This window comes from Terrabacter sp. NPDC080008, from assembly GCF_040702505.1.
In the GTDB taxonomy this organism is placed as follows: domain Bacteria; phylum Actinomycetota; class Actinomycetes; order Actinomycetales; family Dermatophilaceae; genus Terrabacter.
The window spans coordinates 441,238-453,498 of record NZ_JBFBLC010000002.1 but is presented as its reverse complement, the minus strand read 5'-3'; the positions used below and the strand labels follow the sequence as shown (position 1 = coordinate 453,498).

At 71.5% G+C, this 12,261-nt stretch carries 8 protein-coding genes; 6 read left to right on the top strand and 2 right to left on the bottom strand.

The window, feature by feature from the left end:
- Nucleotides 1-7: 7 nt before the first annotated feature.
- Nucleotides 8-1,057, bottom strand: a complete 1,050-nt coding sequence (hemE, locus tag AB0316_RS08075) for a uroporphyrinogen decarboxylase (protein WP_366272068.1) — start codon at nucleotides 1,055-1,057, stop codon at nucleotides 8-10.
- 94 nt (nucleotides 1,058-1,151) lie between these two features.
- Here hemE and AB0316_RS08070 point away from each other — a divergent pair, with 94 nt between their 5' ends.
- A complete protein-coding gene (locus tag AB0316_RS08070) occupies nucleotides 1,152-1,736 on the top strand; it encodes a DUF3000 domain-containing protein (protein WP_366272067.1) in 585 nt (194 codons plus the stop codon).
- Complete coding sequence (locus AB0316_RS08065; protein ID WP_366272065.1) at nucleotides 1,733-3,067, top strand: ribonuclease D; 1,335 nt, start codon at nucleotides 1,733-1,735, stop codon at nucleotides 3,065-3,067. Before AB0316_RS08070 ends, AB0316_RS08065 begins: the two co-directional genes overlap by 4 nt.
- 118 nt (nucleotides 3,068-3,185) lie before the next feature.
- On the opposite strand, the gene AB0316_RS08060 is transcribed toward AB0316_RS08065, so the two are convergent.
- Nucleotides 3,186-5,330, bottom strand: coding sequence for a hypothetical protein (locus AB0316_RS08060; protein ID WP_366272063.1), 2,145 nt, complete (start codon nucleotides 5,328-5,330; stop codon nucleotides 3,186-3,188).
- A gap of 230 nt (nucleotides 5,331-5,560) precedes the next feature.
- On the opposite strand from AB0316_RS08060, the gene AB0316_RS08055 reads away from it, so the two are divergent.
- The 4 genes from AB0316_RS08055 (at nucleotide 5,561) to AB0316_RS08040 (ending at nucleotide 12,213) form a co-directional block, all read left to right on the top strand.
- Nucleotides 5,561-6,808, top strand: a complete 1,248-nt coding sequence (locus AB0316_RS08055) for a thiolase family protein (RefSeq protein WP_366272061.1) — start codon at nucleotides 5,561-5,563, stop codon at nucleotides 6,806-6,808.
- Nucleotides 6,805-8,937 carry a 3-hydroxyacyl-CoA dehydrogenase NAD-binding domain-containing protein gene (locus AB0316_RS08050; RefSeq protein ID WP_366272059.1) on the top strand — a complete coding sequence of 711 codons (2,133 nt, stop codon included), beginning with the start codon at nucleotides 6,805-6,807 and terminating at the stop codon, nucleotides 8,935-8,937. Before AB0316_RS08055 ends, AB0316_RS08050 begins: the two co-directional genes overlap by 4 nt.
- Nucleotides 8,938-9,087: 150 nt before the next feature.
- Entirely contained in the window at nucleotides 9,088-10,617 is a 1,530-nt protein-coding gene (locus AB0316_RS08045) for a UDP-N-acetylglucosamine 1-carboxyvinyltransferase (RefSeq protein WP_366272057.1), read from the top strand.
- A 138-nt stretch (nucleotides 10,618-10,755) separates the two neighbouring features.
- Nucleotides 10,756-12,213, top strand: coding sequence for a right-handed parallel beta-helix repeat-containing protein (locus AB0316_RS08040; protein WP_366272055.1), 1,458 nt, complete (start codon nucleotides 10,756-10,758; stop codon nucleotides 12,211-12,213).
- Nucleotides 12,214-12,261: the final 48 nt, after the last annotated feature.

The following is a 12,261-nucleotide window of genomic DNA, read 5'->3' as shown; positions in this document are numbered from 1 at the left end:
GCCGTCATCAGCGGCTGGAGCACTCGTGCACGAGTGCCGTGACCCGGGTGAGCACGTCGGGGTCGACGTCGGGCAGCACACCGTGTCCGAGGTTGAAGATGTGTCCCGGGGCCTTCTCGCCCTCGGCGACGATCTCGCGTACGCGCCGCTCGAGCGCCTCCCACGGTGCGAAGAGCAGCGCGGGATCGAGGTTGCCCTGGACGGCGTAGCCGGGACCGAGGCGGTCGACGGCGTCGGCGAGCGACACGCGGTAGTCGACGCCGACGACGTCCGCGCCCGCCTCCCCCATCAGCTCGAGCAGCTCGCCGGTGCCGACGCCGAAGTGGATCCGGGGGACGTCGAGGTCAGCGACCGCCGAGAGGGCCACGGTCGAGTGCGGCATGGCACGCGCGACGTAGTCCGCCTTGGACAGCGCCCCGGCCCAGGAGTCGAAGAGCTGCACGGCACTGGCACCGGCCTCGGCCTGCACCCTCAGGAACTCGCCCGAGATCTGCGCGAGCCTGGCGCACAACGCGTCCCACAGCTGCGGGTCGCCGTGCATGAGCGCCTTCGTCTTCACGTGGTTCTTCGACGGGCCGCCCTCGACGAGGTAGGAGGCGAGGGTGAACGGCGCCCCGGCGAAGCCGATGAGCGGGGTCCCGTCCAGCTCGCGGACGAGCGACTGCACCGCCTCCGTGATGAAGGGCACGTGCTCGGGAGTCAGCTCGACCAGCTGGTCGAGGTCGGCGGCGGTGCGCACCGGCCGCGCGACGACCGGGCCGACACCCGGCACGATGTCGAGGTCGACACCGATCGCCTTGAGCGGCACGACGATGTCGCTGAAGAAGATCGCCGCGTCGACGCCGTGACGCCGGACCGGCTGCAGGGTGATCTCGGTGACCAGCTCGGGGCGCATGCACGACTCGAGCATCGGGATGCCCTCGCGGATCGCGCGGTACTCGGGCAGCGAGCGCCCGGCCTGGCGCATGAACCACACCGGGGTGCGGCTGACCGGCTCCCGGCGGGCAGCGCGCACGAGGTCGCTCTGTCGGGTGTCTGCTGGGGCTGCGGTCGGCACCGGTCAATCCTGCCACGGCACCGAGGGGTCCCCGAGCCACGAGCGCCCGGCGTGCCTGAGGACAGATCGCCCGCACGCGGCATACGCTCGTCCGGTGCACACCCGAACGTTGCCGGGCAACCACGGCGCGGTCTTCGCCAGGACGCTGAGCGCCCTGCGGGACGTCCGTCTGCGCTCCGAGGTGCGCCTGACCGAGGTGCCGGCCCCCACCCGGATCGCGCCGTATGCCGCCGCGATCACCGCCGACGTCATCGACGTCGCCGATCCCGAGGAAGACCTGGCCACGGGGCGCTTCGTGCTGCTGCACGACCCCGCCGGTCCCGAGACGTGGGACGGGCAGTGGCGCATCGTCACCTTCGCCCGCGCCGAGCTCGAGCCCGAGCTCGCGGGCGACCCGATGCTCGGCGCCGTCGGCTGGTCGTGGCTCAGCGACTCGCTCTCGGGCCGAGGGCTGACCTGGACCGCAGAGGCGGGCACGGTGACACGCGTCGTCAGCGAGAGCTTCGCCGGCCTCGCCGACCGCGATGCCAGCGTGGAGATGGAGATCCGGGCGTCGTGGACACCGGTGGTCGGCGAGCCTGCGGACCACCTGCGGGCCTGGGCCGACATGCTCTGCACCATCGCCGGCATCCCTCCCCTGCCCGACGGTGTCGTGCCGCTGCCGGGACAACGACGGTGACGGCGGAGCCAGCCGACCCGGCGGCCACGACATCCGACCCGGCACCGCACGAGATCACCGACCAGTCCAGCGGCGAGAACAGCGACGAGGTCGCTGCGGGTGCGCCGCCCGAGGCGCCTGCGCTCGTGCCGTTGACCCACCCGCGTGACGGGGTGCCCGACGTCGTCGTCGACGAGCGCACCCTGATGCAGGCCGCCGAGGCCATCGCCGCCGGCACGGGGCCGGTCGGCATCGACGCCGAGCGCGCCTCCGGCTACCGCTACGGCCAGCGCGCCTACCTCGTCCAGATCCGCCGTGAGGGCTCCGGGACCTGGCTCATCGACCCCATCGCGTGCCCCGACCTCTCCCCCGTCGGTGACGCGATCGGCGACGCCGAGTGGATCCTGCACGCGGCGACGCAGGACCTGCCGTGCCTGACGGAGGTCGGCCTGCGGCCGCACGCGCTCTTCGACACCGAGCTCGGGGGCCGCATCGCCGGACTCCCGCGCGTGGGCCTCGGCGCCATGGTCGAGCACTACCTCGGGCTGCAGCTGGCCAAGGAGCACTCTGCGGTGGACTGGTCCGTGCGGCCGCTGCCCGAGCCCTGGCTGCGGTATGCCGCACTCGACGTCGAGGTGCTCGTCGACCTGCGTGACGCGGTGGCCGCCGAGCTCGCCGCGCAGGGCAAGGCGGCCTGGGCGCGCGAGGAGTTCGAGTCGCTGCTCGACTTCACCGGGCCCGAGCCCCGCGTCGACCCGTGGCGTCGCACGTCGGGCATGCACAAGGTGCGCGGCCGTCGGGGGCTCGCCATCGTGCGCGAGCTGTGGCAGTGGCGTGACGCGACGGCCCAGCAGCGCGACACCTCGCCGGGTCGGGTCCTGCCCGACGCCGCCATCAGCGAGATCGCCATCGCCAACCAGCGCGCGACGTCTGCGCCGCGCACCGTCTCCTCGAGCGAGCCGCGCCTGGCGCGATCGATCCGCCGCAACCAGGATGCGATCATCGAGGCGGTGGCCCGGGCCCTCGCCCTGCCCGACTCCGACCTGCCGCCGCTGACGCTCCCACCGACCGGTCCGCCGCCGCCCAAGGCCTGGGCCGACCGCGACCCGGTCGCGGCGGCACGCCTGACGCGGGCCCGCGAGCTGCTCGGGGCCGTCTCCGAGGAGCTCGCCGTGCCGGTCGAGAACCTCCTGACACCTGACCTGCTGCGCCGTTTCCTCTGGGAGGGCCCAGCCGCGCCGACCACGTCCGAGGTCGCCGAGGCCCTGTCGTCCATGGGCGCCCGGCGCTGGCAGACCACCATCGCCGCACCGCTGGTCGCGCTGGCCTGCAGCGAGAACCCGGCGGGCTGAGACCCGGAACGGACGAGCCCGACGTCCGCTCGGTCGTGCTGCTCGTCCGGCTGCGTCGGCCACTGCAGTGGCGCACCACCGGGGAGGGCGTGACCGTCACGCCCTCCCCGGTGGACTGTCAGCGCCGGAGAGCCTCGCCCACCGTGTGCCGGCCCGTGGCGGCCGGGGCCGACGACGGAGCGGACGACGCTGCTGCCAAGCGTCCTGCGCTCGCGCCGGCGGTTGCCGGCGGCGTCACCCCGAGCGCGTGGTAGCTCGACGGGAAGAGCTCGAAGCTGCCCGCCACGTCGTAGAGCACGTTGGCCGTGCCCGCGTGGTTGTAGCCCTTGAACCGGTTGCCGCTGCCGAGCTCGACCGTGGCGCCGTTGGCGACGATCTGTGCCGCTCCCGCGTTGACGTTGCTCGTCGGCGGCCGGTTGTCGTCGACGGCGAACTGGGTGAGGTAGCTCGCGCGCGTCGGCTGGACGAGGGTGGCGTTGCCGACGAGGGCCCAGGTGTCCCAGCCCGCGACCGACGACGGCGCCGAGACAGTGCGGGTGGAGCCGACTGTCCAGGTCTTGGCGCCGAGGCCGCGCCGGCTGTCGACGATGCGCGTCGGCACGGACAGGGGCTTGAAGCGCAGGTGGCCCTCGCCCTCGGTCGCCTGGACGTAGACCCCCACGATGTCGACGATGACGTGCGCCAATCCGGACGACATGCCGTTGTAGACGCCGAAGCCGGGTCCGTACGTGCCGGAGCGCGTCGCGTAGGACGCCTGTGCGACCACGGTGTTGGCCCGGGTCGCACCCTTGACGAAGTTGACGGTCGACGAGCTCCTGGGGTTCTCGACCCCGCTCCAGACGGTGAGGTAGCCGGGGCCGGTCGATCCGGTGACCGTCACGTTGAGGGCGTACGCCTGGACCTGGCCGACGGAGGCGTCGTAGGCCCAGGCGAGGTCCATCCAGTAGCCGGCACGCAGTGGCAGCCCTCGCTGCCGGGTGTCGACGACGCGCTCGGGCTGGACGACGACGTAGTCGCTCTCGGCAGGGGCGGCATTGGTCGACCGGTAGAAGCCGGTCACGTCGGCCACGAGGTTGACCGAGCCGGAGTGGTTGTAGACCGTCACGGCCCCCTTGGCCCCGGGGCGCACCGTCAGGGTGTTGGCGCCGGTGTAGCCCCTGGGCGCGTTGAGGCCCGACGCGTTGGGCCGGGCCGAGCCCGCCGGGTAGGCGGTCAGGTAGGTCGTGGCAGTGGTCCCGACCGCGGTCACGTTGAGCACCACCGCGCCGACACCCGACGACGGGACGCCGCCCCGTCCCAGCACGGTGAAGGTGACGGAGCCACCGGGGCCGACGACCGCCTTGCGGGCGCCGAGGCCCGAACGGGTGTCGAGCAGGCGAGCCGGCGAGAGGGGGCGGTAGGTGCCCTTGGCGCCGAAGGCCCCGTCGACGCTGAGCTGCGCCAGGCCGTAGCTCGGCCCGGACTTGCCGTCGCCGAGGCGCACCGCGGCGTAGCCGGTCGTGCCCGAGCGCGGGGCGGCCTTGACCGACACCGAGCACGTCTCGTCAGGCTTGAGCGTCTGGCCGGCGCAGCCGTCGCGCGAGACGAGGAACCACGAGGCCTGGTCTCCGCTGATGACCGCCGCCGGCACGGTGACGGGCTGGGTGCCCTGGGCGGTCCATGTGATGGTTCGGGCGGCCGACACGTCACCGACCCAGACCTTGCCGAAGGAGGTGGCGACCGTGGGCGGTTCCAGACCGGAGTAGCCGGTCGTCGCGTTCCACCGGACCTGGCCCGAGGTCCGGTACGTCGTGGAGCCGGAGGTGCACGTGCCCTGCCAGTCGGCGGCCAGGGACGTGAGCGCCGACGAGTCGTCGCGGGTCAGCTCGAGCACTGAGACCTGACCGGTGGCCGGGGTGCAGGAGCTGCCCTCCGGAGCCGAGACGTAGACGAGCACCCCGCCGGGGACGCCGCGCTCTGCCAGCGGATAGGTGCCGCCGGCCGTGAGGCCGACGTCCGAGGCCGGGACGATGGTCGCGGTGAGGCCCTGGCCGTCCCTCCTCGTCGCCGAGACGACCAGCTGGTCGCCCTCGTCGGAGAGAGCCGTGGCTCGGGTCGGGTCGGATACCGCCGATGCGCCTCCCGACTGGGCGAACGCGATGCCGCCGATCGTGCCGACGGCGGTTGAGGCCGTTGCGGCCACGGGCGCGAAGCCGGCGGCGCCGGTCGCGATCGCGCTGGTGATGCCGACCGCTGCAAGGCAGCGTCGCAATGAAGTTCTCATGGGTCCCCTGTGTGGTGAGCGGACTCGCCGGGCGAGCCCGTCCGCTGTGATGTGCGCACGCTAGCGCTGAGCACCGACCCTGGGGGCCGAATGCGACGAGCCGGCTTGTGGTGAGGTCCGCGCGAGGTGGAGCGAGGGGTGAGTGCCGTCACGGGCCACCCCCGTTGGCGAGCAAGTTACCGAGAAGTAGTCTCGGGTCGACCGCCCCGAGAACCACACCAGGAGGCACTGTGCCCCGCGCACTCAATGAGGTCGTCTTCGTCGACGGCGTCCGCACGCCCTTCGGCAAGGCCGGCGAGAAGGGCATGTATGCCCAGACCCGCGCCGACGACCTCGTCATCCGGTGCATCCGCGAGCTGCTGCACCGCAACCCGAACCTGCCCAAGGACAAGGTCGAGGAGGTCGCCATCGCCGCGACCACCCAGATCGGCGACCAGGGCCTGACCCTGGGCCGCACGGCCGCCCTCCTCTCGGGTCTGCCCAACACGACCCCGGGCTACTCCGTCGACCGGATGTGCGCCGGCGCGATGACCGCCGTCACCAACACCGCGAGCTCCATCGCCTTCGGCGCCTACGACGTCGCCATCGCCGGCGGCGTCGAGCACATGGGCCGCCACCCGATGGGCGAGGGCGTCGACCCCAACCCGCGCATCGTCAGCGAGAAGATCGTCGACCCCGACGCGCTCGTCATGGGCAAGACCGCCGAGAACCTGCACGACCGCTTCCCCCAGCTGACGAAGGAGCGCTCCGACGCCTTCGCCGTCGGCAGCCAGGACAAGCTCGCGAAGGCGTACGCCGACGGCAAGATCCAGCGCGACCTCGTCACCGTGGCGACGCGCCACGCCGAGCAGGGCTGGGGCCTCGCCACCGCCGACGAGCCGCCGCGCCCGGGCACCACGGTCGAGGACCTCGGACAGCTCAAGACGCCCTTCCGCGCCCACGGCAACGTCACCGCCGGAAACGCCGCGGGCCTCAACGACGGCGCGACCGCGTGCCTGCTGGCCTCCGAGCAGGCCGCGACGGAGCTCGGCCTGCCCGTCCGGATGCGCCTCGTCTCCTACTCCTTCGTCGGCGTCGAGCCCGAGGTCATGGGCGTCGGGCCCGTCCCGGCCACCGAGAAGGCCCTCGCCAAGGCGGGGCTCTCGATCGAGGACATCGGCCTCTTCGAGCTCAACGAGGCCTTCGCCGTGCAGGTCCTCGCCTTCCTCGACCACTTCGGCATCGCCGACGACGACCCGCGCGTCAACGAGTACGGCGGCGCCATCGCCACCGGCCACCCGCTCGCCAGCTCCGGCGTGCGCCTCATGACCCAGCTCGCCCGCCAGTTCGAGGAGCACCCCGAGGTGCGCTACGGCCTGACGGCCATGTGCATCGGCATCGGCATGGGCGGCGCCGTCATCTGGGAGAACCCCCACCACGCCGACTACGTCGCCAGCGTCAACGCCCCCTCCACCGCAACCGAGGAGATCGCCAAGTGAGCACCACCACCAGCGAGAAGCCCACGGCGGCAGCCGTTTTCGCCTCCGAGGTCGTCACGCACACCCCGGTTCGCGACGTCGCCCTCCCCGGCGGCGCCGGCACCCTGGCCCTCGTCACGCTCGACAACGGCTTCGACCACACCAAGCCGAACACCTTCGGGCCGCAGTCGATCGCGGAGCTCACCGCCACGATCGACGGCCTGCGCCGCCGTGCCGAGGCCGGTGAGATCGTCGCCGTCGCCGTGACCGGCAAGCCGTTCATCTTCGCCGTCGGCGCCGACCTCACGGGCGTGCCGTTCATCGGCTCCCGCGACCAGGCCCTCGAGATCGCACGGGCCGGCCACGCGGCATACGCACGCTTCGCCGACCTGCCGGTGCCGACGTTCGCCTTCGTCAACGGCGCCGCCATGGGCGGCGGTGTCGAGCTGGCCCTGTCGGCGACCTACCGCACGATGAGCGCGGGCGTGCCCGCCCTCTCCCTTCCCGAGGTCTTCCTCGGGCTCGTGCCCGGCTGGGGCGGCTGCTGGATGCTGCCCAACCTCGTCGGCATCGACAAGGCCATCACCGTCGTCATCGAGAACCCGCTGAGCCAGAACCGGATGCTCAAGGGCGTCGACGCGTTCAAGCTGGGCCTGGCCGACGTGCTGCTCGAGCCGGCCGACTTCCTCGAGGAGTCGATCGCCTGGGCCGCCCGCGTGCTGTCCGGTGAGGTCACGGTCGAGCGGCCCGAGGTCGACCGCGACGAGGCGGCGTGGGACGCGGCAATCGCCAAGGCCCGCAAGCTCGCCGACGCCAAGACCGGCCGCCAGGCCAAGAGCCCGTATGCCGCCCTCGACCTCCTCGCCGCCGCGCGGACGGCGACCCGCGAGGAGGGCTTCGCCGCCGAGGACGAGGTGCTCGCCGACCTGCTCATGAGCGACGAGCTGCGGGCCGGGCTCTACGCCTTCGACCTCGTACAGAAGCGTGCCAAGCGCCCGGCCGGGGCGCCCGACAAGAGCCTCGCCCGCAAGGTGACCAAGGTCGGGATCGTCGGCGCCGGACTGATGGCCAGCCAGCTCGCGCTGCTGTTCATCCAGCGCCTGCAGGTGCCGGTCGTGCTCACCGACATCGACGACGAGCGCGTCGCCAAGGGTGTCGGCTACGTCCACGCCGAGCTCGACAAGCTCGCCGGCAAGGGCCGCCTCAAGCCGGACAGGCTCAACCGCTACAAGGCCCTCGTGACCGGGTCGACGAGCAAGGACGGCTTCGCCGACGCCGACTTCGTCATCGAGGCGGTCTTCGAGGAGATGTCGGTCAAGCAGCAGGTCTTCGCCGAGGTCGAGGCCGTGGTCTCGCCCGAGTGCGTGCTTGCCACCAACACCTCGAGCCTCTCGATCGCCGAGATGGCCTCGAAGCTCTCCCACCCGGAGCGGGTCGTCGGCTTCCACTTCTTCAACCCGGTCGCCGTCATGCCGCTGCTCGAGGTCATCCCGGGCGAGCGCACCGACGACGCCACTCTCGCAACGGCGTTCGCCGTCGGGAAGGCGCTGAAGAAGACGTGCATCCGCGCTGCGGACCGCCCGTCGTTCATCGTCAACCGCCTCCTCGGCCGGTTCATGGGCGAGGCCGCGAAGATCCTCGACGAGGGCACCCCGATCGAGGTCGTCGACCGCGCCTTCGCAGGGCTCGCGCCGATGCCGCCGTTCGTCCTCATCGGGCTCGTCGGACCGGCCATCGCGCTGCACAACGGCGAGACGCTCGTGCGGGCCTTCCCGGACCGGTTCTACGCCTCCCCCAGCCTCCAGCGCATCGTCGCGGCGGGCAAGCGCGGCTTCTACGACCTCAGCTCGGGCCGTCCCGTGCTCGACCCCGAGGTCGCCGAGCTCATCGAGAAGCCGGCCGAGCCGGTCGTGCTCGACCTCGCCGAGGTGCGCCAGCGCGTGCTGACCGTCCTCGCCGACGAGGCCCGCCGGATGCTCGACGAGGGTGTCGCCCAGGCCCCGATGGACATCGACCTCGCCATGATCACCGGCGCCGGGTTCCAGTTCTGGAACGGCGGTATCACGCCGCTGCTCGACCGGACCGGCGTGGCCGAGGCGGTCACGGGCGCGCGCTTCCTGCCCGTCGGGGCGGCCAACGCGCCGGCCTGAGCGGCAACGTCGGGCACCTCGGCCCGGCACACGGCATACGTCCTCGTTGAAGGCCACGGTGGATGCCACGGGCGCGGGAGACCTCGCATCCGTGGCATCACCCGGAGTGGCTGATTTGCCCTAACTCATATATGAGTTAGCCTCGTCAGCGTGACTCAGACCTACCTCACCCGGATCGGCGGACTCATCCGCGACGCCCGACGCCACAAGGGGATGACCCAGTCTGACCTCGCCGAGCTGCTCGGCAGCTCCCAGGGTGCGGTCACCCGGATCGAGCAGGGCAAGCAGAACCTCAGCCTCGAGATGCTCGCCAAGATCGGCGACGCCCTCGACTCGGAGTTCGTCTCGCTCGGCCACTCCGGACCCCAGCACCTGCGCATCGTCGGCGGCCAGAAGCTCACCGGCGCGATCGACGTCAAGACCTCCAAGAACGCCGCCGTCGCGCTGCTGTGCGCCGCGCTGCTCAACCGCGGACGCACGACCCTGCGCAACCTCGCCCGCATCGAGGAGGTCAACCGCATCCTCGAGGTGCTCGCCTCGATCGGCGTGCGCACCCGCTGGCTGCCCGACAGCAGCGACCTCGAGATCATCCCGCCCGCCGAGCTGAACCTCGAGGGCATCGACGTCGCCGCGGCGCGCCGCACCCGCACGGTGATCATGTTCCTCGGCCCGCTGCTGCACGAGCACGAGAGCTTCCAGCTGCCGTATGCCGGTGGCTGCGACCTCGGCACCCGCACCGTCGAGCCGCACCTGAGTGCACTGCGCGCCTTCGGGCTCGAGGTGACGGCCACCCACGGCTTCTACGAGGCCCACTCCGACCGGTCGGTCAACCCGCAGCGCGCCATCGTGCTCACGGAGCGCGGCGACACCGTCACCGAGAACGTCCTGATGGCGGCCGCCCGCCACGCCGGCACGACCGTCATCCGCAACGCCAGCCCCAACTACATGGTCCAGGACCTGTGCTTCTTCCTCGAGAAGCTCGGTGTGCGCATCGAGGGCATCGGCACGACGACGCTCACCGTGCACGGCGTCGCCGAGATCGACGTCGACGTGGAGTACTCCCCCAGCGAGGACCCGATCGAGGCCATGAGCCTCATCGCGGCCGCGGTCGTGACCGACAGCTCGATCACGATCCGGCGCGTGCCGATCGAGTTCATCGAGATCGAGCTCGCGACGCTCGACGGGATGGGGATGAAGTACGGGCTGACCGAGGAGTACACCTCGGCCAACGGCAAGACCCGCCTCGTCGACCTCACGACGATCCCCGGGCCGCTGCACGCCCCCATCGACAAGATCCACCCGATGCCGTTCCCCGGGCTCAACATCGACAACCTGCCGTTCTTCGCGCTCATCGGTGCCGTCGCCGAGGGCAGCACGATGATCCACGACTGGGTCTACGAGAACCGCGCCATCTACCTCACCGAGCTGACGAAGGTCGGCGCCAAGGTGCAGCTGCTCGACCCGCACCGGGTCATCGTCGAGGGCCCCACCCGGTGGCGCGCCGCCGAGGTCATGTGCCCGCCCGCCCTGCGGCCCGGTGTCGTGGTGCTGCTGGCGATGCTCGCCGCGCCCGGCACGTCGGTGCTGCGCAACGTCTACGTCATCAACCGCGGCTACGAGGACCTCGCCGAGCGCCTCAACGCCCTCGGCGCGACGATCGAGGTCTTCCGCGACATCTGATCCGGACGGCGCACCAGGCGCCCTGCCCGGGCTACACCAAAGGACGTAGCACCCCCTACTGCCGGGAGGGGACGTGCACGAGGCCGCCCTTACGCAGAGTTGGGGTGTCACGTACACAGCTCGGGGCTAGGGGGCCTGATGAAGCCACGTCCGAAGTTGCGTCAACGCTCCATCTCGGCCACGACCAGGCGGCGACTCGTCGCCGCGGTCGGGGCCCTGACGCTGGCGGGCGCCCTGGCGCCCGTCGGTGCCGCGAGCGCTGCACCGACCTATCTCTACGTCCGCACCACCGGCTGCTCCGACACCGGGTCGGGCACGGCGACCCTGCCGTACTGCACGATCGTCAAGGCAGCCAAGGTCGCCGTGGCCGGGCAGACCGTCGTCGTCTCAGCGGGCACCTACACCGGTGAGGTGGCCCCCTGGCACTCGGGGGTGTCGGGATCGCCGATCACCTTCCGTCCGGCCACCGGTGCCGCCGTCGTCATCTCGGGCCCGCGCCACGGGTTCACCATCTCCAACCAGAGCTGGATCACCGTGTCCGGTTTCCGGATCCAGAACACGACGAGCTCCGGCGTCTACGTGTCCAACGCCAAGGGGCTCACCTTCACCGGCAACCGGGTGCAGACCTCGGGGCGAAGGGTCTCGGGAGCATCCGCGTACGGCATGTACTTCACCGCCATGAGCTCCTCGTCGGTGAGGAACAACGTCGTCACCAACAACGCCGGCACCGGCATCTTCATGGCCGGTGCCTCGAGCGGCAACCAGATCACGGGCAACGAGGTCTCGTACAACGCGTACGGCTACGTGCGCAACGCGGTGGGCATCGACGTCCGCGGACCGGGCAACGTCATCAGGGCCAACCGGGTCCACCACAACGAGGACTCCGGCATCCAGCTCTTCAAGGGCGGGGACCGCAACCAGGTCGTCGACAACGTCGTGTACGCGAACATGGGCTTCACGACCACCGTGCAGACCAACTGCACCCACCCGAGCACCGGCAACACGGCCGGCTGCATGACCGGCGACCACGGCATCGACAGCTCCGGGGCCATCGGGGTCACCATCGTCGGGAACACCGTCTACGGCAACGCGACCTCGGGCATCAACGTCGAGGGACTCACCGCCGGCACGACGAGTGGCATCACGATCGCCAACAACATCTCGGCCGACAACGGCATCCGGTGCCCGAACGGCGCCGGCGGGACGGTCAAGTGCCCGAGGACGGGTGGCAACATCCGCGTGGACACCAACTCGAGGCTGGGGACCAGCGTGAACTTCGACCTCGTGAACCTGAGCTCGCCAGGGGCCTTGATGGTCTGGGGCACGACCTCGTACACCACGCTGGCGGCCTTCCGCACCGCCAGCGGCCAGGAGGGGCGGGGTCTGCAGGGCGACCCGCGCTTCACCAACGCAGCCGCCGGCACCTTCACCCTCGCGGCCGGGTCACCGGCCATCGACTCGGCCAACTCGGGAGCCCCGGGACAGACGACCACCGACGCGCTCGGCCACCCGCGGAAGGACGACTTGACTGTCCGGAACACCGGCATCGGTCCTCGAGCCTTCGACGACCGCGGCGCCTACGAGCGCCAGCCGTGAACCACGTCGTGGGGAAACGCCACACGGGGCATTCCTGACGACGCCTCG

Coding starts and splice junctions, on each gene's coding strand:
- AB0316_RS08060 (WP_366272063.1), bottom strand. CDS start 5,330: ATGAGAACTTCATTGCGACGCTGCCTTGCAGCGGTCGGCATCACCAGC.
- AB0316_RS08040 (WP_366272055.1), top strand. CDS start 10,756: ATGAAGCCACGTCCGAAGTTGCGTCAACGCTCCATCTCGGCCACGACC.